This is a genomic window from Mesorhizobium sp. L-2-11 (genome assembly GCF_016756595.1).
Lineage (GTDB): Bacteria > Pseudomonadota > Alphaproteobacteria > Rhizobiales > Rhizobiaceae > Mesorhizobium.
The window spans coordinates 5,789,498-5,809,741 of record NZ_AP023257.1; the positions used below are offsets into that span (position 1 = coordinate 5,789,498).

A 20,244-nucleotide genomic window follows, 5' to 3' on the forward strand; every position below is an offset into this window, starting at 1 on the left:
ATCAGCCTTCAATGCCATCGCGACCGACCACCGTCATCATCGTTCCGGTCATGGTGGCGATCAGCTTGGCCTCGCCATCGACGGCAAAGGCATAGGCCTGGCCGTCGGCGACGATGATGGTGCGGCCGGGCTTGGTCACCGAGCCGCGGAACAGAAAACGCTCGCCCCGGCCCGGCGCCAGCAGATTGACCTTGAACTCGATGGTCAGCACACTGGAGCTTTCCGGCATCAGCGAAAACGCCGCATAGCCGCAGGCAGAGTCCAGCGCCGTCGAGATGACGCCGGCATGAAGAAAGCCATGCTGCTGGGTCAGCGCCGCCGAATAGGGCATCTCGATCTCGATTATGCCGGGCGTCACCAGCGTCAGCTCGGCGCCGATGGTGGCCATGGCGTTCTGGCGCGCAAAGGACGTCCTGACGCGGTCCTCATAGTTCGGGGCGGGTACGATCTCTGCTGCCATGGCTTGTCACGCTCCTGTCAGAAAAGCTTATTGCAGAGGCATGAGCGGCAGGCAATCGCTATTGCTGCACTGCAGCAATAGTTCCGCCGGCAAGGTTCAGCCACCCTTGCGCAGCGCACAGACATAAAACCCATCGGTACCGCTCAGGGCTGGCGACAGCGAAATGCCTCCCGAGGCGCCGATGCGCACGGCCGTCTCGTGGCCGGGAAAGCGGCTGTTCCAGAGCTGGCGATGATCGACCGGGACAAAGCCGCCGTTGCGATCCAGGAAGGCAGCGACCTGCTCGCCGTTCTCCTCGTCGAACACCGAGCAGGTGATGTAGACCAGCAGCCCGCCCGGTTTGACGAAGGTCTTGGCTGCGTCGAGGATCGCCGATTGCTCGCCCTTGCGCGCATCGAGCTGCTTCTGCGTCAGCCGCCATTTGGCATCGGGCCGGCGCCGCCAGGTGCCGCTGCCGGTGCAGGGGGCGTCGACCACGACGATGTCCATGTGGCCCGCGAGGGGGCTGAGTTCCGTCGGCTTTGTGACGATTTGCACGTTGCGGTTCTCCGAGCGGCGGATGCGGTCGAAGATCGGCGCCAGCCGCGCTTTTTCGGAATCATGGGCAAACACCTGGCCGCGATTGTCCATCGCCGCCGACAGGGCCAGCGTCTTGCCGCCGGCTCCGGCGCAAAAGTCGAGGACCTGCATCCCTGCCTCGGCGCCAGCCAGCGTGGCGGCAATCTGCGAGCCTTCGTCCTGAACCTCGAACCAGCCTTTCTGGAAGGCCGGTTCGGCCTGCACGTTCGGGTGCCTGCCGTCGCCCGCGATCGGCGGGATGCGGATGCCGTGCGGTGCAATTCGTGCAGCCCTGGCGCCGGTGTCGGCCAGTTCGGCGAGCACCTTGTTGCCATCGGCCTTCAGCGTGTTGACCCTGAGGTCGAGCGGCGGGCGGGTCGCCAGCGCCGCACCTTCATCGACCCAACTGGCACCGAAGGCCCGCTCGAAAAGCGGTTCGCACCAATCCGGAATATCGGCGCGCACCGCCGGCGGCGCAGCGTCGAGCCGGCGGTCAGCGATGGCCTTCAGTTTGTCGTCGTTCAACAGCGGCGGCGCAAACTTGTCACCGTCGAGCGCTTCGTTCAACGACTGCGCCGTCTGGTTCCATTCAAGCAGCAGCGCGCCAAAACCGATGGCGCGCGGCGTATCTTCGCCCAACAGCCAGCCGGCCGAGCGCTTTCGCCGCAGCGCGTCGTAGACGATATTGCCGATCGCGGCGCGATCGCCGCCGCCGGCGAAGCGGTGCGACAGGCCCCAATCCTTCAGCGCATCGGCGACCGGCCGGTGCCGCCGGCCGATATCCTCCAGCACTTCGATAGCCGCTGCCAGCCGTCCGCCCAGTCGCATCTTGTTATTCCGTTACTCAGCAAATCAATTCCGGGGCCCTGCTCTAAAGCGCGCGACCGGCGCACACAAGCGCGGAGAGTCCTGGAGGCAGAGGGCAGCCGCTTCCGGTTTGCGCTGCCCCTCGCCCTTAGCCTGTGAGAGTGCGGATCGAACGCAGCTCTGTTGGCATCGGCGACCCTCGCATTGCTGTGCTTTCAAACTTTTGAAGTTGCGATAGTCTTCCGCTGCGTGATTCGCCAAGAACTGCAAGCGGATCGACGGGAAATTACAAGGAGAGGGCAATGAAAACTTATCTGGCGGAAGTTCTAGGCACATTTCTACTGGTGTTCATCGGCACGGCTTCGGTGGTGACGGGCGGCTTCGGCGGCGCGCTGCCGCTCGGCCAGGAAGGCATCGGTCTGGCATTCGGCATCGGCCTGATCGCGGCGGCTTATGCGATCGGCCCGATCTCGGGCGCACATCTCAACCCGGCGGTGACGCTCGGAGTGTTCCTCGCCGGCCGAATGGAGGCCAAGGACGTCATCCCATATTGGATCGCGCAGGTCATTGGCGCAATCATTGCGTCGCTGGCGCTGTGGATCATCGTCTCCGGGCAGGTCGGCGGCCATACCGGCGGCTTCGGCGCCAATGGCTGGGATGCGACGAAGTGGGGCGTCAGCTCGGCGTTCCTGTGGGAGCTGATCGGAACCTTCACCTTTGTCACGGTAATCCTCGGCGTCACCAGCGGCAGCCACACGACGGCCTTTGCCGGCCTCGTCATCGGCCTGACGCTGGCGGGACTGCACTTCGCCATCATTCCGGTGACCGGCACATCGCTCAATCCGGCCCGCTCGATCGGCCCGGCGCTGTTTTCGGGCAGTGCGGCGATCGGCCAGCTCTGGCTGTTCATCGTCGCACCGCTGATCGGCGGCGCCATCGCCGGCCTGGTCGCCAAGACCCGTATCTTCGAAAAGGACTGACAATCGAAGGGCTGAATCAAGCAAGGCGCGGGTCTGGCCCGCGCCTTTCTTGTTGAGACTTAAGAAGCTTACCGCAGGCGGGAAGCTATCCCGCTTCGGGCCATGGCGCCGATCAGACGAGTTCGAAGCGATCGGCGTCCATCACCTTGTTCCACGCCGCCACGAAGTCGTTCACAAATTTCTCCTTGGCGTCGGCAGTCGCATAGACTTCGGCCAGCGCGCGTAGCTGGGAATGCGAACCGAAGATGAGGTCGACGCGGGTGCCGCTCCACTTGAGCTCGCCTGTCGCCCGGTCGCGTCCTTCGAACAATTCCTTGGCGTCCGATGTCGCCTTCCACACCGTGCCCATGTCGAGCAGGTTGACGAAGAAGTCGTTGGTCAGCGTCTCGGGCCGCTTGGTGAAGACGCCGTGCGTTGACTGCTCGGCATTTGCGCCGAGCACGCGCAGGCCACCGACGAGGACCGTCATCTCCGGCGCCGTCAGCGTCAGCAATTGCGCCCGGTCGACCAGCGCCTCCTCGGGCGACAAGCGCAGCGGGCCGCTGAGATAGTTGCGGAAACCGTCGGCGGTCGGTTCGAGCGGGGCGAAGGAGTCGACGTCGGTCTGCTCCTGCGACGCATCCATGCGGCCCGGCGTGAACGGAACCTTCACGTCGTTGCCGGCGTCCTTCGCGGCCTTTTCGATAGCGGCGCCGCCGCCAATGACGATCAGGTCGGCGAGCGAGACTTTCTTGTCGCCGGACTGCGAAGCATTGAACTCCTTGCGGATCGCTTCGAGCTTCTCCAGCACCTTCGCCAACTGGGCCGGCTGGTTGACGTCCCAGTCCTTCTGCGGCGCCAGGCGAATGCGCGCGCCGTTGGCGCCACCGCGCTTGTCGGAGCCGCGGAAGGTCGAGGCGGACGCCCAGGCCGTCGACACCAGTTGCGGCACCGACAGGCCGGAGGCGAGGATCTTCGCCTTCAGGGCGGCCACGTCCAGCTCATCGACCAGCACATGGTCGACCGCCGGGATGGGATCCTGCCACGGCAGCTCTTCCTTGGGAACGAGCGGGCCGAGATAGCGCACGAGCGGGCCCATGTCGCGGTGGGTCAGTTTGTACCACGCGCGGGCGAAGGCATCGGCGAACTGGTCCGGATTCTGATGGAAGCGCCGCGAGATCTTTTCGTAGGCAGGATCGAACCGCAGAGCGAGGTCGGTGGTCAGCATCGAAGGCGCGTGGCGCTTTGCCGGGTTGTGGGCATCGGGCACGGTGTCCGCGCCGGCGCCGCCCTTCGGCGTCCATTGGTGCGCGCCGGCCGGGCTCTTGGTCAGCTCCCATTCGAAGCCGAACAAATTGTCGAAGAAGTTGTTGCCCCATTTCGTCGGCGTCGTGGTCCACGTCACTTCCAGGCCGCTGCCGATCGCATCACCGCCTTTGCCGGTGCCAAACGTGCTCGCCCAGCCAAGGCCCTGCTCTTCGATGCCGGCTGCTTCCGGCTCGGGGCCTACCAGCGTCGCATCGCCGGCGCCGTGGGTCTTGCCGAAGGTGTGTCCGCCGGCGATGAGCGCGACGGTTTCCTCGTCGTTCATGGCCATGCGCGCGAAGGTTTCGCGGATATCGCGCGCCGCGGCCAACGGGTCCGGATTGCCGTTCGGCCCTTCCGGGTTGACGTAGATCAGGCCCATCTGCACGGCTGCGAGAGGGTTCTGCAGATCACGGTCGCCACTGTAGCGCTCGTCGGCCAGCCACTTGCCTTCGGGGCCCCAGTAGATGTCCTGTTCGGGCTCCCAGACGTCGGCGCGCCCGCCGGCAAAACCGAAGGTCTTGAAGCCCATCGATTCCAGGGCGACGTTGCCGGTGAGAATCATCAAGTCGGCCCAGGAGATCTTGCAGCCGTATTTCTGCTTGATCGGCCACAGCAGCCGGCGGGCCTTGTCGAGGTTGACATTGTCCGGCCAGCTGTTGAGCGGCGCGAAGCGCTGCTGGCCGGCTCCGGCACCGCCACGGCCGTCGCCGATGCGATAGGTGCCGGCGCTGTGCCAGGCCATGCGGATGAACAGCGGCCCGTAATGGCCAAAGTCGGCCGGCCACCACTCCTGCGAGTCCGTCATCAGGGCATGCAGGTCCTTGATCACGGCGTTCAGATCGAGACTCTTGAATTCCTTGGCGTAGTCGAACGCCTCGCCCATCGGATCGGACAGTGCGGATTGCTGGTGGAGTACCTGCACATTCAGCTGGTTCGGCCACCAGTCACGATTGGCCCTGGCGATTGTCGTGTGCACGACCGGGCATTTTCCCGCGCTGGTGTCATCGGTCTTTGCGTCCATCGTTCTCTCCGATTTGTCGTTTTCCGGGATTGTTGATTTTCCGGGGATTTGTTGATTTTCCGGACGGGCCCTGAGCCACGCCATTCTGGAATGGTTCCAGACTAGGCCGCATTGCCGATAAAAACAAATTGCCTTTCCTGTTTGTTGCGATAGGTTTTCCTTATGATTGGTCTCACCGTCCGGCAGATGCAATATTTCGAGGCACTAGCGCAGACGCTGCATTTCGGCCGCGCCGCGGAGCTCGCCGGCGTCAGCCAGCCGGCGCTGTCCTCGCAGATCGCCGAGATGGAGCTGCGGCTGAATTGCCGGCTGTTCGAGCGCGGCGGCAAATCGGTTCGGATGACCGAGGAGGCACTGGCCATGCTGCCGCGTATCGAGCGCATTCTTGCCGACATCCGCGAGATCGAGACCACGGCCCGGCGTGGCCGCCCCGCCATGGAAGGGCGTTTCCGGCTCGGCATCATCCCGACGGTGGCGCCCTATCTGCTGCCGCATGTGCTGCCGGAGCTGAAACGGCATTTCCCGGCCTTGCAGCTCGAATTGCGTGAAGCGGTGACCGCCTCGCTGGTCGAGGACACCGCCCTGGGAAAGCTCGACGCCTTCATCGCGGCCCTTCCCCTCGATCAGTCCGGGCTGATCACCGAGCCGCTTTTCTGCGACCGGTTCTTCCTTGCCGTGCCGGCGGGCGATCCCGCCTTTGCCTCGCCGCCGGTGCCGCCGGAAAGCCCGGCTTTGGAAAGGCTGATGCTGCTGGAAGAAGGCCACTGCCTGCGTGAACAGGCGCTTGCCGTCTGCGGCAGCGTGCGGCCGGTGGCAATGGCGAGCTATGGCGCGACCAGCCTGACGACGCTGCTGCAGATGGTGGCGCACGGGCTCGGCGTCACGCTTATCCCGGAAATGGCGGCAGGGCCGGCCAGCGCCCTGCGCGATTTGAAGATCGTGCCGTTCCAGGAGCCGATGCCGCAGCGCACGATCTGCCTCGCCTGGCGACGCAATAAGGTGCGGCATGACGAATGCGTCGAACTGGCCAAGATTATTCGCGGGCTGAACGCAGCGGTGCTGGCGGCCTGAGGTGGAGGATGTTGGTCAGAGAGTCCGATTGACCTCAGTCTCTTGCGCGGACGGCCAACCCTGGGGACGTTACCACCGCCTTGGCATGCCGCGCAGCAGTGCTACATTCGTTATGGAGGCCAGAACAAGGATACGCCCGACTACAAAAATCGCCGAATGCGGAAACATATTGGCGCTTGTGCCAGACCGAACGCCGATGCTCGATGCCACCGGCAGCGAAACTGGTTGCGCAAGGGGCGAGTTCGCATATTCTGGTTGTGGCAGAAGCGTTTACAACACTGGGAGGAGTAAATGTCCGACAAGAAGATCTCGCGTCGCGGGTTCCTGGAAAAGTCCACCGCCATCACCGCCGGCGCGGCTGCAGCGACGACGCTCTCGGCCCCGGCCGTACTGGCGCAGGCGCCGGTCACCATCAAGATGCAGACCTCCTGGCCTGCTTCGGACATCTGGATGGATTTCGCGCGGCTATACATCGAGCGCGTCGAAAAGATGTCGGGCGGCCGGCTGAAGTTCGAGCTCCTGCCCGCGGGTGCGGTCGTCGGCGCGTTCCAGGTACTGGATGGCGTCAATGACGGCGTCATCGACGCCGCGCATACCGTCCCCGTCTACTGGTACGGCAAGCACAAGGCCGCGTCGCTTTTCGGAACCGGCCCCGTGTTTGGCGGCAGCGCCACCACCATGCTCGCCTGGTTCCACCAGGGCGGCGGCAAGGATCTCTACCGCGAGCTGACGCAGGAGATCATGGGCCTCAATGTCGTCGGCTTCTATGGCTTCCCGATGCCGGCGCAGCCGTTCGGCTGGTTCAAGAATCCTGTCACGAAAACCGCTGAACTGCAGGGATTCAAGTATCGGACGGTGGGTCTTGCCGCCGATCTCATGCAGAACCTCGGCCTCAGCGTGGCGCAGCTGCCCGGCGGTGAAATCGTGCCGGCCATGGAGCGCGGGGTTATCGACGCCTTCGAATTCAACAATCCGTCATCCGACCTTCGCTTCGGTTCGCAGGACGTCGCCAAGCACTACATCCTGTCGTCCTACCATCAGGCGAGCGAGTCGTTCGAATTCCTGTTCAACAAGGACGTATTCGACGACCTCGACGACGATTTGAAGGCTATTCTCGAATATGGCGTGGAAGCGGCCAGCACCGCGACCACCGCAGTGGCCCTCGACAACTATTCGGCCGACCTGCAGAAACTGCAAACCGAGCACGGTGTCACCGTGCACCGCACCTCCAAGGAGATTCTCGACGCACAACTCCAGGCTTGGGACAAGATCCTCCCGACGCTGGAGGCGGATGAGTTCATGAAGCGGGTGCTCGATAGCCAGCGCCAATGGGTCGAACGCGTTGTCTACTACGAGCTTATGAATTCAGCCGACCTGACACTGGCATACGAACATTACTTCCCAGGCAAGCTGAAGCTCTAATTCGCGCCTCCGCTTTGGCAATCCGGCGGTCCTGCGGGCCGCCGGATTGCACCCGACGGGAACCCTGCACATGCTCCGTTACATTGCATTCGCCGATGAACTTTCGGCATGGTTTGGCAAGGTGTTCGCCTGGAGCGTCGTCATCATGACGCTTGCCGTGAGCTATGAAGTTGTCGTGCGATACCTGTTCAGCGCGCCGACCGCGTGGGCATTCGACCTCAGCTACATGCTCTACGGCACCATGTTCATGATGGCCGGCGCCTATACCTTGTCGCGGGACGGGCATGTGCGCGGCGATTTCATTTACCGTCTGTGGCGGCCGCGCGTGCAAGCGGCGGTCGAACTCGTGCTCTACTTCATCTTCTTCTTCCCAGGCGTCATGGCGCTGGTTCTGGCCGGCTGGAAGTATGCCGCTCGCAGCTTCCGCTATCTCGAGGTAAGCTCGAACAGTCCGGCCGGGATTCCGATCTTCCAGTTCAAGGCGGTCATCGTGGCGGCGGGCATCCTGCTCTTCGTGCAGGGGATTGCCCAGGTGTTCCGCTGCGTCGTCTGTCTTCGAAGCGGAACATGGCCGCGCGCGGCTGAAGACGTGGAAGAGACCGAGAAGGTGCTGATGGAAGCCAAGACGCTCGATGTTCTGCATCACGGTTCGGAGGCAGTCGACCTCCCGTTCCTCCACCCCGACAGTCGACCCGACGGCGACGGAGAAGACAGATGAGCGATCCTCAGGTCGCCGTCGCGATGCTGCTCATTCTGCTTCTGGCGATCTTCCTTGGCTTCCCGGTCGCGTTCACTTTGATGGCGCTCGGGGTCGCCTTTGGCTACTACGCTTATTTAAATCCGGGGCGGATGTGGCGCGCCTACGAACGCGCGGTTGAGGATGGTGCCGACGGCTGGACGCTTGCGGAGCATTGGATCGGCGGCTTCTTCAACAACCGCATTTTCGATCTGTTCGTGAATCAGACTTATTCAGTGATTTCGAACGACGTGCTGACCGCTATCCCGCTGTTCCTGTTCATGGGCTACATCGTCGAGCGGGCCAATATCATCGAGCGCCTTTTCGGCACCCTCTTCATCGCTACCCGGCACGTTCCTGGCTCCATGGCGGTGGCTGCCCTCATCACCTGCACCCTTTTCGCTACGGCCACAGGCATTGTCGGCGCGGTCGTGACACTCATGGGCCTGCTGGCGTTTCCCGCCATGCTGAAGGCGCGTTACGACGTCAGATATGCCTCGGGAGTGATCTGCGCGGGCGGAACCCTCGGCATCCTCATTCCGCCGTCGATTCTGCTCATCGTCTATGGCGCGACGGCGGGTGTGTCGGTGGTCCGCATGTATGCGGCAGCCCTGCTTCCGGGACTGCTGCTTGCCGGCCTTTATCTGATCTATGTGGTGACGATGGCGGTGCTGCAGCCACAGGTGGCGCCGAAGCCGACCCAAGACGAGGTAGGGCACTATTCGGTCCTGCAAATCAGCTGGATGCTGCTGACCTCCTTCGTACCCCTGGCGGCCCTGATCCTCGCGGTGCTCGGCGCTATCCTGTTCGGCCTTGCCACGCCCTCGGAGGCTGCCGCCATCGGCGCGCTCGGCGGCGTCGTGCTGGCCGCCGCCTACCGGGCTCTGACTTGGCAACGCCTGAAGGAGTCCGTCTACTTGACGGCGCGCACGACCGCGATGGTGTGCTGGCTGTTCGTCGGCTCCGCGACCTTCGCCTCGGTCTTTGCCTATCTGGGAGGCCAGCAACTGATCAGCGATTTCGTCACCGGCCTCGACATGTCGCCGCTGATGTTTCTGATCGTCGCCCAGATCATCATCTTCATCCTGGGCTGGCCGCTGGAATGGACGGAGATTATCGTGATCTTCGTTCCGATCTTTTTGCCGCTGTTGGCGCATTTCGAGATCGACCCGCTGTTTTTCGGCGTGCTCGTCGCAGTCAACCTACAGACGGCCTTTCTGTCGCCGCCCATGGCGATGTCGGCCTATTACCTCAAGGGCATTTCGCCGCCGCATGTTCAGCTTTCGGATATTTTCCGAGGGATGATGCCTTATATGCTGATCGTCATCCTGTGCATGGTCATCATCTACATTTTCCCGCAGATCGTCTACGGGCTGCCCAACCTGATCTACGGGGGCTGACAGTGATGCTGCGGCGAGTGGGGGACAACAGATGAATTTGAGCCGCTTGCTGGCCGCTTTGGCGTTTATTGTCTTTCTGGCGTTTTTCGGCGTCGTAATCCGATTCGTCCCACACCCCGATCTAGGCGTTGCGGTCGGCATCGGCGTGCTCCTTGCGGGCTACGATCTTTGGAGCCAACTGAGGTCTCGTGCGAGGTAAGCGCCAGGTCGCGGGAAGCTGCATGGCTGCAGCGTTGATGCGAGCAAAGGGCCGAGCCGTCAGCTCAGCCTGAGGAACATCAATTCAATCAAATCCTCGTGAAGTGTACCGGACGTCCGTAACCGCCGACGCGTTCCCGGCATTGATTTTACGGAGGAATCTGCGTCCAGAACAGGGAGCAGTGTTATGGCTTACCGTGATTACATCCATACGCCGGTGACGCCGCGCGACATCCGATGGGGACTGCAGCAGGGGGCTGTCGCTGGCATCGTTGCAGGCATCGTCTTTGCGGCGTTCGAAATGGCGGCGAGTGCGTTCACGATGGGGGCGGAAGCGTTCTTCATGCCCCTGCGCATGATCGGCGCCATCGCGCTTGGACCGGAAGCTCTCGATCCCGGCTACCCGCTCCTGACGGCCGGCATCGCCGGGGTGATCGTGCATTTAATCCTGGCCATCGCCTATGGGATCGTGTTCGGGGAGATTGCCGCAATGCTGCGCGGGCAAGCCACCTTCATTGTTGTCGGCAGCATCTTTGGCCTCGCCTTGTGGCTCGTCAATTTCTATGTGATCGCGCCGATCGCATTCCCTTGGTTCCTGCAAGCAAGCCCGGTCGTGCAGTTCATTGCCCACACATTCTTCTTCGGTACCGTCCTCGGCTGGTACCTGTGGAATTCGCACGAGAGAAGCGGGCTCGAAGGACCGGCGGTTTAGCCTTGTTAGAGCGGGATGAGATTTATGGGAGTCGTGGGATTCCCAAATCAGCGATGATCTGATTCAACCTTGCTGCTGGGCAGGAGGCCAGCATTGATGGTTGGATATTCAATGGACCTGCGCGAACGGGTTGTTGCGGCGGTCAAGGTTGAAGGGCTTTCGCGGCGCGCGGCGGCTGCTCGATTTGGCGTCAGCTACAGCGCGGCGATCGAGTGGCTGAAGCGGGTGGAACAGACGGGGAGCGTGGCGCCCCGCCAAGTGGGCGGCTACAAGCCGAAGAAGATATCGGGAGCGTGGCGCGACTGGCTTGTCGAGCGCTGCCGGGAGAAGGACTTCACCTTGCGCGGGCTTGTGGCCGAACTTGGCGAGCGTGGCCTGAAGGTTGACTACCGCTCGGTGTGGGAGTTCGTGCACGCCGAGAAGCTGTCTCACAAAAAAAGACGCTGATCGCCGCCGAGCAAGATCGTCCCGATGTTGCGCGCCGACGGAGGCAATGGGTTCTGTATCAGGACCGGATCGACCCCGCCCGCCTGGTGTTCATCGACGAGACCTGGACCAAGACCAACATGGCCCCGCTCAGGGGTTGGGCACCGGTCGGACAGCGGATCAAGGCCAAAGTTCCCAATGGCCACTGGAAGACAATGACCTTTCTGGCTGCGCTGCGTCATGATCGCGTCGAAGCGCCCTGGCTCATCGACGGGCCGATCAACGGCGAGAGGTTCCTCCTCTATGTCGAGAAGGTTCTCGTGCCCACTCTCCAGCCGGGCGACATCGTTGTGATGGACAATCTCGGCAGCCACAAAGGCAAGGCCGTGCGTCGCGCCATCCGAAAGGCCGGCGCGAGGCTCTTCTTCCTGCCGAAATACTCGCCTGACCTCAATCCGATCGAACAGCTCTTCGCCAAGCTCAAGCACTGGCTGCGAAAGGCCGCAAAGCGCACCGTTGAAACGGTCTGCAACGCCATCGGCCAGATTCTCAACCGCGTCACACCGCTCGAGTGCTCAAATTACTTCGCAAACTCAGGCTATGACCGCAGGTAATCTCATCCCGCTCTAGCACCGAGCTGGCACAGTCGGATTGAAGTGTGCGCTTCGTGTGCGAACGTCGCTTTGATCGCCCGCGACATGCCCGCTCAGAGCCAGCTGACCGTGGAAATCGAAGGCACGGGCGGACGGCCGCACTGGGTGGCGAGCTGAGCTCTGGCAGCAATTTGGCCGCAAGAGGCGATGGAGCGTCAACCGCGTCGCGCCGCCTCGATCGCGGCGACGTCGATTTTCACCATGGTCATCATCGCATCAAACGCGCGCTTTGCTTCGTCGCCGCCAGCCGCCATTGCGTCAGTCAGCACGCGCGGAATGATTTGCCAGGAAATCCCCCATTTGTCTTTGCACCAGCCGCACACGCTCTCCTGACCGCCATTGCCGACGATGGCATTCCAATAGCGGTCGGTCTCCTCCTGATCGTCGGTGGCGATCTGGAACGAGAACGCTTCATTGTGCTTGAACTCGGGACCTCCATTGAGTCCGATACAAGGAAGGCCCGCGACTGTGAATTCCACAGTCAACACGTCGCCTTCTTTGCCGGCCGGGTAGTCACTGGGTGCACGGTGCACGGCACCCACCACGCTGTCAGGAAAGATCTCGGAGTAGAAGCGGGCGGCGGCCTCTGCGTCCTTATCGTACCAGAGGCAAATCGTATTCTTTGCCATTTGCAGGTTCCTTTCGCTTTGAGGCCAGGATTTTCGGCCTTGTTTCCCCATCCGCCCTCTTCCGAAATAGGTGGCCAACCTCTTTTCTCCACCCCGGGACGCGTCAGTCGCGCCCCGCAGGGGCAAGCTTACCTTAACGTCGCTGTTCGCTTTGGCCCGGTTCAGGACGACAAGCGAGGGTCCGCCCCTGAAATGCGTCGGGAATGTTCGAGCGTCCGCAAGGCGGACCAACATTGCGACCCCTGGCGCGACGCGGACGCATCAAGCCGTCTTCGGCGTCACCAGCCCCAGTTCGTCAACCATCGCCTGGCGCATCAAAAACTTCTGCGGCTTGCCGGTCACCGTCATCGGCAATTCGCTGCGGAAGCGGATGTGGCGCGGGACCTTGTAATGGGCGATCTGGCCGGCGCAGAAGGCCTTGATCTCCTGCTCGGTGGCGGTCTGGCCCGGCTTGAGCACGATCCAGGCACAAAGCTCCTCGCCAAATTTCGGATCGGGGATGCCGAACACCTGCACTTCCCTGACCTTGGGGTGGCGGTAGAGAAACTCCTCGACCTCGCGCGGATAGACGTTCTCGCCGCCGCGGATAACCATATCCTTGACCCTGCCGACGATGTTGCAGTAACCCTCGGCGTCGATGGTGGCGAGGTCGCCGGTGTGCATCCAGCCGTCGGGATCAATCGCCTCGCGGGTTTTTTCCTCGTCGTCCCAATAGCCCTTCATCACCGAATAGCCGCGCGTGCAGAGCTCGCCCGGCGCGCCGACCGCCACGGTCGCGCCATCGGCATCGATCGCCTTGACCTCGACATGGGGGTGGACGCGGCCGACGGTCGAGACGCGCTTTTCCAGCGGGTCGTCGACGCTGCTCTGGAACGACACCGGGCTGGTCTCGGTCATGCCATAGGCGATTGTCACCTGTGCCATATGCATCAGCGACACCACCTTCTTCATCACCTCGATCGGGCACGGCGAGCCGGCCATGATGCCGGTGCGCAGGCTGGTGAGATCGAAGGTGTCGAAATCCGGATGGTCGAGCATGCCGACGAACATGGTCGGCACGCCATAGAGGCCGGTGCAGCGCTCGCCCGCCACCGCTTTCAGCGTGGCGCCGGCATCGAACCCCTCGCCCGGGAAAACCATCGTCGCGCCCTTGGTGACGCAGCCGATCGTGCCCATCGACATGCCGAAGCAGTGATAGAGCGGCACCGGGATGCACAGCCGGTCGTCAACGGTCAGCCTGATCGCCGAGGTGACGAAATTGCCGTTGTTGACGATGTTGTTGTGGGTCAGCGTCGCGCCCTTGGGCGCGCCTGTCGTGCCTGAGGTGAACTGGATGTTGATGGCATCGCCGGGCTTCAGTCCCTCGGAGATCCGGTCGAGGCTGTCATGCTCGTCGCGCCCGGCCATCGCCAGCACGTCGGTGAAATTGAGCATGCCGGGCGAATGTTCCTCGCCCATGCGGATGACGATTTTCAGCGCCGGCAATTTTTTCGCATCGAGCTCGCCCGGCGTTGCCGTCGCGATCTCCGGCGCCAGCGTCTCGATCATGCCGAGATAGTCGGAGCTCTTGAATTTGACGGCCGTGACCAGCGCTCGGCAAGCGACCTTGTTCAGCGCATAGTCGAGTTCGGTCAGCCGATAAGCCGGGTTGATGTTGACCAGGATCAGGCCGATGCGGGCGGTGGCGAATTGCGTCACCAGCCATTCCCAGCGGTTCGGCGACCAGATGCCGACGCGGTCGCCTTTTGCCAGGCCGAGCGCCAGGAAGCCTGCGGCCAGCGCGTCGACCGTGTCTGAAAGTTCGCTCCAGGTGAAGCGCTTGTCCTGGTCGACGAAGACGGCGGCATCGAGCGTGCCGTATTTGCTGACGGTGTCGGAAAGCAGCGCCGGGATCGTCTGCTGCAGCAGCGGCACGGTGCGCTCGCCCGAAACATGCGCCCTGCCGTCGACTGGTGCGACAAACGTAGCCCCATTGGGCGGGCGGCGGCCGCGCAGGTTGGTGGCATTCTTCAACTCGTCGAGATTGATCGGCATCGCCGTCTCCTCCGCAGGCGACCGAGTCTATCAGCCTGCCGGGGTGGTGGAAATCCCGTTGATGGTACTGGAGCGCAATCCCTCCCCCTTGAGGGGAGGGTGGACAGCCGCCGAAGGCGGATGGACGGGTGGGGTCGTTGCGGCAGTGCTCGACGTGAGACGACCCCACCCGCCTCGCTCCGCGAGGCACCCTCCCCTCAAGGGGGAGGGAGAGCGCTCATCTTCGCCGCGATATCGCGCAGAACAGCCTCGTCGGCCGTCGCGCGCGGCTTGCGCGATGCGACCAGGCAGGCTTGCGAGCGCAGGATGACGCCGTCTGCCAAAACCTTCAGATGATTGGCGCGCAGCGTCGAGCCTGACGTGGTGATGTCGACGACGACATCGGCCAATCCCGCCGCCGGCGCACCTTCGGTGGCGCCCAGGCTCTCGACGATGCGATAGACCTGGATGCCGTGCTTTTGCGAAAAGAACTGCTGCGTCAGCCGCCAGTATTTGGTGGCGATCCTGAGCCGCCTGCCGTGGCGCTGGCGGAAATCGGCGGCGACATCGTCGAGGTCGGCCATCGTATCGACGTCGAGCCAGATATCGGGCACCGCCACCACGACGTCGGCATTGCCGAAACCGAGGCGGGCGACGATCTCCGCGCGCGCCTCCCAGTCGGCGAGGCTTTCGCGCATCAGATCCTCGCCGGTGATGCCGAGGTCGACCGAGCCCTGGCCGATTTCGCCTGCGATCTCTGAGGCCGACAGGAACGCCACCTCGACCGCTTCCACGCCTTCGATTTGGGCGCGGTATTTGCGCTCGTCGCCGGGCAGGCTGACGGCAAGCCCGGCTTTGGCCAGCACGTCCAGCGCCTGCTGCTTGAGCCGGCCCTTCGACGGGATCGCCAGCGTGATCATGGCGCCTTCTCCCGCAACGCTTCGATGCGATCGAGCCAGACGGAAAAGCCGACGCCGGGGATCGGCGTTTTCGCGCCGAGCAACGTCAGCAAGCGGTCATAGCGTCCGCCGCCGACCAGCGGCCGGTCGCTGTTTTGCGCCGCGATCTCGAAGACCAGGCCGGTGTAGTAGTCGAGCGGACGGCCAAAGGCGGCGTCGTAGCGGATTTTTGCCAAGGGCAGGCCAAGCGCTTCGATCGCCTTGGCGCGCGCGGAGAAATTGTCCAGCGCCGCGCCCAGCGAAAGGCCGGCGCCGGCTGCGAAGGTTTCGAGCGCTTTCGCCGCGCCGTCGAGCACCACATCGATCGCCAAAAAAGTCTTCAGCGCCGAAAACGCCTCGTTCGACAGCCGCACGCTGCGCAGCTCGGCCTTTTCGATCAAGCGCCGCGCAATCTCGGTCGGCGACCGGCCGGCCGACGCCGACAGGCCCGCTTGCTCCATGCCGCCGGCGATGTGCGACGAAAGCCCGTCCAGATCGCCGTCGAGGACAAGGGCTGCGACCGCGCCGGCGAGTTGGCCATTGCGCGGCGGGTTGGCGAGGTCGGCAAGCGCTGCCTCCAGCATCGCCGCCGAACCGAAGGCGCGGGCCAGCCGCATGCGCCAGCCGCGCGGCAGGCCGAGTGCGGCGAGCACCGCCTCGAAAACAGTCTGGTCGCCGAGCGTGATCGTTAGTTCCTGGCCCGGCAGCACCAGCGAAAGCAGCGCATGCGCATCGGCCAGCGATCGGGCATCGGCTTGCGGCGTATCGCCGTCGCCGAGATCCTCGATGCCGGCCTGGAAAAACTCGTTTCCCCCCTCGCGGCGTTGGCGAAACACCTCGCCGAGATAGGAATAGCGGCGCGGCGTGCCGGCCTGGCTGGCAATGTGGTCGAGGCAGACCGGGATGGTGAATTCCGGCCGCAGGCAAAGCGTCTGTCCGGTCTCGCTTTCGGTGAGGAAAATACGCCGGCGCAAATCCTCGCCGGCCATATCGAGGAACGGGTCGGCCGGCTGCAGCACCGCCACCTCGACCGCATGCGTGTTGCGCGCGGCGAAGAGCTTTGTGATGTCTGATGCGATGGCGGGGTAGCGGGACGTCATAAGACGCCACCTTGCCTTCTCCCCTTGTGGGAGAAGGTGGATTGGCGCGCAGCGCCAAGACGGATGAGGGGTGCTGGAAGAAATGAGGCGTTGGCGTTCCCTGGAACACCCCTCATCCGACCGAGCTTCGCTCGGCCACCTTCTCCCACAAGGGGAGAAGGCAAGGCTGGCGCTCTACTTGCCACGCGCCCGCTCCTCCGCCTGCGCCGCCAGCATCTTCCTCACCTCGCCAACCAGATCGCTTTCCGCCACCGTCACCTGAGCCGGCCGCGCCGCGCGCCATTCGGCGTTGTCCACAATCTCCCCCGACATCCGGGCGCCCTCGATTAAATCCTTGATCTGCACCTCGCCCTTCGCCCGTTCGTCGCCGCCCTGGATGATGGCGACCGGGCTGCCGCGGCGGTCGGCATATTTGAGCTGCGCCTTCATGCCGGCGCCGCCGAGATACATTTCCGAGCGGATACCGGCGGCACGCAGCTCGGCCACCATCTTTTGGTAGCGGCCGAGGCTTTCCGTGTCCTTGTCCATGGTGAGCACGACGACCGGCGCGATCACCTCTGATGTATCGAGCTTGCCGAGGTTCTTCAGCGCCGTCATCAGCCTGGAGACGCCGATGGAAAAACCCGTCGCCGGCACCGGCTCGCCACGAAAGCGCGAGACCAGCCCGTCATAGCGCCCGCCACCGCCGACCGAGCCGAAGCGCACGATTTTTCCCTCTTCGTTGGGAATTTCGGCCAGCAGTTCGGCTTCGTAGACCGGGCCGGTGTAATATTCGAGGCCGCGGACGACGGAAGGGTCGATGCGGATGCGGTCCGGACCATAGCCTGCAGCTAGGACAAGCGTTTCAATCTCTTTGAGTTCAGCAAATCCTGCTTCGGCGGTGGGGTTGGCCCCAAGGGCCCTGTTCCATTTACCTACATCGTTTTTGAGCCCAGCCTCGACGTGTTGGTTGTGAAGAACGACGGCGACAACGAACGCTGCTTGAACTTCGTCTAGCCCAGCGCCCTTTGTAAAATCCCCCTCGCCCTCTTTACCGCCGTCCCAGCGACCTTTGCCCAGCAAAAGCTTGACGCCTTCCGGTCCAAACTTGTCCAGCTTGTCGATTGCCCGCAGCACGGACAGCCGGCGGCCGATATTCTCATCGCCGCCAAGGCCGATCGCCTCGAGCACGCCGTCGAGCACCTTGCGGTTGTTGACCCGGATGACATAGTCGCCGCGCTTGATGCCGAGCGCCTCCATAACGTCGGCCATCATCATCGCCATTTCAGCGTCCGCAGCAACGCCCGGCGTGCCGACCGTGTCGGCGTCGAACTGCATGAACTGGCGGAAGCGGCCGGGGCCGGGCTTCTCGTTGCGGAACACCCAGCCGGAGCGGTAGCTGCGATAGGGTTTCGGCAGACGTTCAAAGTTTTCGGCGACGAAGCGGGCCATCGGCGCGGTCAGGTCGTAGCGCAGCGACAGCCACTGGTCGTCGTCGTCCTGGAAGGAGAAAACACCTTCGTTCGGCCGGTCCTGGTCGGGCAGGAACTTGCCCAACGCATCGGTGTATTCGATCAGCGGCTGGTCGACCGGCTCGAAGCCGTACAGCTCATAGACCGAGCGGATCGTCGCCATCATCTTCTCGACGGCACGGATATCCTCGGCGCCGCGGTCGACAAGCCCACGCGGCAGCCGCGCTTTCATCTTTTCCGATTTGTCGGCCATGGCCTGGATACTCGATCTTTCGTGACGTTCCGTGGATCGACAAAATTATTGAATTTCCACAGCGCGCGTGTCCTAACCGATGCAGCCGGGAGCGGCAAGGGTTTGCACCTTTCCTGAAACAAACCGAGCCACAACGAAACAATTCCGCCATAAGCGCGGCATCGTGCCGACACAATCGCAGCCGATAAAGCGCGCCGAAACAAGGGGTTCGGGCCATGACCACGGCACGGGAATTCGACATCATCGACAGCGGCGCCCGCGAGCTGCCCGCTCGCGGGCGGCTGATGGCCATGCGCCGAGACCGGCAGGCCAAACGGCGGGACCATTCGAGGTCGCCGCGGAAGAGCGCAAAGGACCGACCATGCGCGACGCGCTAGTGACCAGCCTGCTGGTGATATATCCGGCTTTTGCCACGCTTGCGGCCATCATCGCCGGACTTTTCCTGGCCGGCGCCGGCGGCGTTTGAGTTTTGAGCGCCCCTTGCCTTCTCCCTTGTGGGAGAAGGCAAGAAGGAAGCTACTTCGGCCTTTTGAACGCCTTGCGCTCCGCCTCGACCTGCTCGCGGCAGACGCAGCCCTCGAGATGGTCGTTGACCAGCCCCATGGCCTGCATGAAGGCGTAGACGGTGGTCGGGCCGACAAAGCTCCAGCCGCGCTTCTTCAGCTCCTTCGAAATCCGCACCGAGACTGCCGTGGTCGGGTTGGCGCGCAGATGGACGAGATCGACGATTTCGGGCCGTTCGTCCGGGCCGGGTTCGAACTTCCAGAACCAGGCTGCCAGCGAGCCGGCCTCGTCGGCCAGTTCACGCGCGCGCCTGGCGTTGTTGATGGTCGAGACGATCTTGCCGCGGTGGCGAATGATGCCGGCATTGCCGAGCAGGCGCTCGACATCCTGTTCGGTGAAGGCGGCGATCTTGTCGATATCGAAGCCGGCGAACGCCTCGCGAAAATTCTCGCGCTTGCGCAATATGGTCAGCCAGGACAGGCCCGACTGAAAGCCTTCGAGGCAGATCTTTTCGAACAGCCTGCGGTCGTCGGCGACCGGCCGGCCCCATTCGTGATCGTGGTAGTGCAAATAATCCGGCAGATTGCCGTGCCAGAAGCAGCGCGCGATACCATCGGGTCCGGCGAGCAGGCCTGTCTTCTCATCCATGGCGGAATTCCATTGGTTAATGCGCCTCAGCGCTGCCTTTACCGCGGCTTTACCAGATTCCTGAACCGGCCGGTAACCACACCGAAAGCTTTACTGACAATGCGGTATTTTACGCATTCCGATTCATGTTTCGGTTGCTGCTCCGCGCCCAATGTTCGCGACATCGGGGGCGCTTTTCTCGCCCCGGCATGTTCGACGATCAGGATGCGTTCCGATGAAGACATTTTTGTTCCCGCTGCTTGGCGCCGCAGCCGTGCTGGCCACTGCCGCTACATCCTCCAGCGCCAACGACCGTTATGCCGACAGGCCGCCGGTGATGGTGAGTCCCGACCTTTCGGCGCCCTGGGTGCTGCAGCTTGGCCGCGCGCCGGGCATCGTCCGCCAGAACCGGCAAGAGATGCAAAGGCCGCAGCGCCGTTCTCAACGGCAGGCGCAACCGGCTCAGCTGCACACGGCGGCGTTGCAGGCGCCGTCCAAGAAGCGCATTGTCGCGCGCCCGCAGATCAACCCGATCTACCTGCCGCAGGAAGTCGCCTATGACGGCCCGGAGAAGCCGGGCACGATCGTTATCGATACGCGGGAGAATTTCCTCTATCTGGTCGAAAACAACGGCAAGGCGCGGCGCTATGGCGTCGGCACCGGCAAGCCGGGCTTCGAATGGGCCGGCAAGCACAAGATCTCGCAGAAGAGGGTCTGGCCCGAATGGCGACCGCCGGCGGTGATGATTTCGCGTGAGGCAGCCAAAGGCCGTTATCTGCCGACCTATGTTGCCGGCGGCGTCGAGAACCCGCTCGGTGCGCGCGCGCTTTATCTCGGCTCGACACTCTACCGCATCCACGGCACCAACCAACCATGGACGATCGGCGGCGCCGTGTCGTCGGGCTGCATTCGCATGCGCAACGAGGACGTCGTCGACCTCTATGAGCGGGTCGATGTTGGCACGACGGTTGTGGTGATGTAATCTGCGGTTGATTTTG

17 protein-coding genes are annotated in these 20,244 nt (G+C 63.2%); 8 read left to right on the top strand and 9 right to left on the bottom strand.

All coding sequences use genetic code 11. The features are described from left to right. Position 1 precedes the first annotated feature (1 nt). The gene (locus tag JG739_RS27615) at positions 2 to 460 is read right to left on the bottom strand and encodes a PaaI family thioesterase (RefSeq protein ID WP_202364282.1); all 459 of its coding nucleotides are present in this window, start codon (positions 458 to 460) and stop codon (positions 2 to 4) included. Between the two features lie 96 nt (positions 461 to 556). Further along, positions 557 to 1,846, bottom strand: coding sequence for an RsmB/NOP family class I SAM-dependent RNA methyltransferase (locus tag JG739_RS27620; protein ID WP_202364283.1), 1,290 nt, complete (start codon positions 1,844 to 1,846; stop codon positions 557 to 559). A gap of 281 nt (positions 1,847 to 2,127) precedes the next feature. Between JG739_RS27620 and JG739_RS27625 the strand changes: the two genes are divergently transcribed. Continuing rightward, positions 2,128 to 2,805 (top strand): MIP/aquaporin family protein, encoded by a 678-nt coding sequence (locus JG739_RS27625; protein ID WP_202364284.1) that lies wholly within the window; start codon positions 2,128 to 2,130, stop codon positions 2,803 to 2,805. A 112-nt stretch (positions 2,806 to 2,917) separates the two neighbouring features. Here JG739_RS27625 and katG read toward each other — a convergent pair whose 3' ends face one another. Then, a complete protein-coding gene (gene katG / locus JG739_RS27630; protein WP_202364285.1) occupies positions 2,918 to 5,113 on the bottom strand; it encodes a catalase/peroxidase HPI in 2,196 nt (731 codons plus the stop codon). Between the two features lie 162 nt (positions 5,114 to 5,275). On the opposite strand from katG, the gene JG739_RS27635 reads away from it, so the two are divergent. The 6 genes from JG739_RS27635 to JG739_RS27660 all read left to right on the top strand — a co-directional run bounded on the left by JG739_RS27635 (position 5,276) and on the right by JG739_RS27660 (position 11,692). Then, positions 5,276 to 6,184 (top strand): hydrogen peroxide-inducible genes activator, encoded by a 909-nt coding sequence (locus JG739_RS27635; protein ID WP_202364286.1) that lies wholly within the window; start codon positions 5,276 to 5,278, stop codon positions 6,182 to 6,184. A gap of 291 nt (positions 6,185 to 6,475) precedes the next feature. After that, entirely contained in the window at positions 6,476 to 7,606 is a 1,131-nt protein-coding gene (locus JG739_RS27640) for a TRAP transporter substrate-binding protein (protein WP_202364287.1), read from the top strand. 70 nt (positions 7,607 to 7,676) lie between these two features. Beyond that, positions 7,677 to 8,324, top strand: a complete 648-nt coding sequence (locus tag JG739_RS27645) for a TRAP transporter small permease subunit (protein WP_202364288.1) — start codon at positions 7,677 to 7,679, stop codon at positions 8,322 to 8,324. Further along, positions 8,321 to 9,742: a TRAP transporter large permease gene (locus JG739_RS27650; protein WP_202364289.1), complete on the top strand. Its 1,422-nt coding sequence runs from the start codon at positions 8,321 to 8,323 to the stop codon at positions 9,740 to 9,742. The genes JG739_RS27645 and JG739_RS27650 overlap by 4 nt, the downstream gene beginning before the upstream one ends. A 385-nt stretch (positions 9,743 to 10,127) precedes the next feature. Further along, positions 10,128 to 10,652 (top strand): hypothetical protein, encoded by a 525-nt coding sequence (locus JG739_RS27655; protein ID WP_202364290.1) that lies wholly within the window; start codon positions 10,128 to 10,130, stop codon positions 10,650 to 10,652. A 96-nt stretch (positions 10,653 to 10,748) separates the two neighbouring features. Next, positions 10,749 to 11,692, top strand: a protein-coding gene (locus tag JG739_RS27660; RefSeq protein WP_446720497.1) for an IS630 family transposase whose coding sequence is annotated in 2 segments (ribosomal slippage) — positions 10,749 to 11,085 and positions 11,085 to 11,692 — 945 coding nt in all. Because the reading frame shifts where the segments join, the coding sequence is not laid out codon by codon here. Between the two features lie 194 nt (positions 11,693 to 11,886). On the opposite strand, the gene JG739_RS27665 is transcribed toward JG739_RS27660, so the two are convergent. The 6 genes from JG739_RS27665 to JG739_RS27695 form a co-directional block, all read right to left on the bottom strand. Then, positions 11,887 to 12,360 carry a VOC family protein gene (locus JG739_RS27665; protein ID WP_202364291.1) on the bottom strand — a complete coding sequence of 158 codons (474 nt, stop codon included), beginning with the start codon at positions 12,358 to 12,360 and terminating at the stop codon, positions 11,887 to 11,889. A gap of 261 nt (positions 12,361 to 12,621) precedes the next feature. Then, entirely contained in the window at positions 12,622 to 14,394 is a 1,773-nt protein-coding gene (locus tag JG739_RS27670) for an AMP-binding protein (RefSeq protein ID WP_202364292.1), read from the bottom strand. Positions 14,395 to 14,591: 197 nt separating this feature from the next. Beyond that, the gene (gene hisG / locus JG739_RS27675; protein WP_202364293.1) at positions 14,592 to 15,293 is read right to left on the bottom strand and encodes an ATP phosphoribosyltransferase; all 702 of its coding nucleotides are present in this window, start codon (positions 15,291 to 15,293) and stop codon (positions 14,592 to 14,594) included. Continuing rightward, entirely contained in the window at positions 15,290 to 16,411 is a 1,122-nt protein-coding gene (locus tag JG739_RS27680; protein ID WP_202364294.1) for an ATP phosphoribosyltransferase regulatory subunit, read from the bottom strand. Before JG739_RS27680 ends, hisG begins: the two co-directional genes overlap by 4 nt. A 174-nt stretch (positions 16,412 to 16,585) precedes the next feature. Continuing rightward, positions 16,586 to 18,115 carry a histidine--tRNA ligase gene (gene hisS, locus JG739_RS27685; protein ID WP_202364295.1) on the bottom strand — a complete coding sequence of 510 codons (1,530 nt, stop codon included), beginning with the start codon at positions 18,113 to 18,115 and terminating at the stop codon, positions 16,586 to 16,588. Between the two features lie 516 nt (positions 18,116 to 18,631). Next, complete coding sequence (locus tag JG739_RS27695; RefSeq protein ID WP_202364296.1) at positions 18,632 to 19,267, bottom strand: DNA-3-methyladenine glycosylase I; 636 nt, start codon at positions 19,265 to 19,267, stop codon at positions 18,632 to 18,634. A 214-nt stretch (positions 19,268 to 19,481) separates the two neighbouring features. Between JG739_RS27695 and JG739_RS27700 the strand changes: the two genes are divergently transcribed. Continuing rightward, entirely contained in the window at positions 19,482 to 20,228 is a 747-nt protein-coding gene (locus JG739_RS27700; protein WP_202364297.1) for a L,D-transpeptidase, read from the top strand. Positions 20,229 to 20,244 lie beyond the last annotated feature (16 nt).

Excerpts from the sequence above, each read along its gene's own strand:
- JG739_RS27680 (WP_202364294.1), bottom strand. The coding sequence starts at position 16,411 with ATGACGTCCCGCTACCCCGCCATCGCATCAGACATCACAAAGCTCTTC.
- JG739_RS27665 (WP_202364291.1), bottom strand. The coding sequence starts at position 12,360 with ATGGCAAAGAATACGATTTGCCTCTGGTACGATAAGGACGCAGAGGCC.
- JG739_RS27650 (WP_202364289.1), top strand. The coding sequence starts at position 8,321 with ATGAGCGATCCTCAGGTCGCCGTCGCGATGCTGCTCATTCTGCTTCTG.
- JG739_RS27625 (WP_202364284.1), top strand. The coding sequence starts at position 2,128 with ATGAAAACTTATCTGGCGGAAGTTCTAGGCACATTTCTACTGGTGTTC.
- JG739_RS27695 (WP_202364296.1), bottom strand. The coding sequence starts at position 19,267 with ATGGATGAGAAGACAGGCCTGCTCGCCGGACCCGATGGTATCGCGCGC.
- JG739_RS27700 (WP_202364297.1), top strand. The coding sequence starts at position 19,482 with ATGAAGACATTTTTGTTCCCGCTGCTTGGCGCCGCAGCCGTGCTGGCC.
- JG739_RS27670 (WP_202364292.1), bottom strand. The coding sequence starts at position 14,394 with ATGCCGATCAATCTCGACGAGTTGAAGAATGCCACCAACCTGCGCGGC.
- JG739_RS27645 (WP_202364288.1), top strand. The coding sequence starts at position 7,677 with ATGCTCCGTTACATTGCATTCGCCGATGAACTTTCGGCATGGTTTGGC.
- JG739_RS27655 (WP_202364290.1), top strand. The coding sequence starts at position 10,128 with ATGGCTTACCGTGATTACATCCATACGCCGGTGACGCCGCGCGACATC.
- JG739_RS27620 (WP_202364283.1), bottom strand. The coding sequence starts at position 1,846 with ATGCGACTGGGCGGACGGCTGGCAGCGGCTATCGAAGTGCTGGAGGAT.
- hisG (WP_202364293.1), bottom strand. The coding sequence starts at position 15,293 with ATGATCACGCTGGCGATCCCGTCGAAGGGCCGGCTCAAGCAGCAGGCG.
- JG739_RS27635 (WP_202364286.1), top strand. The coding sequence starts at position 5,276 with ATGATTGGTCTCACCGTCCGGCAGATGCAATATTTCGAGGCACTAGCG.
- JG739_RS27640 (WP_202364287.1), top strand. The coding sequence starts at position 6,476 with ATGTCCGACAAGAAGATCTCGCGTCGCGGGTTCCTGGAAAAGTCCACC.
- hisS (WP_202364295.1), bottom strand. The coding sequence starts at position 18,115 with ATGGCCGACAAATCGGAAAAGATGAAAGCGCGGCTGCCGCGTGGGCTT.
- JG739_RS27615 (WP_202364282.1), bottom strand. The coding sequence starts at position 460 with ATGGCAGCAGAGATCGTACCCGCCCCGAACTATGAGGACCGCGTCAGG.
- katG (WP_202364285.1), bottom strand. The coding sequence starts at position 5,113 with ATGGACGCAAAGACCGATGACACCAGCGCGGGAAAATGCCCGGTCGTG.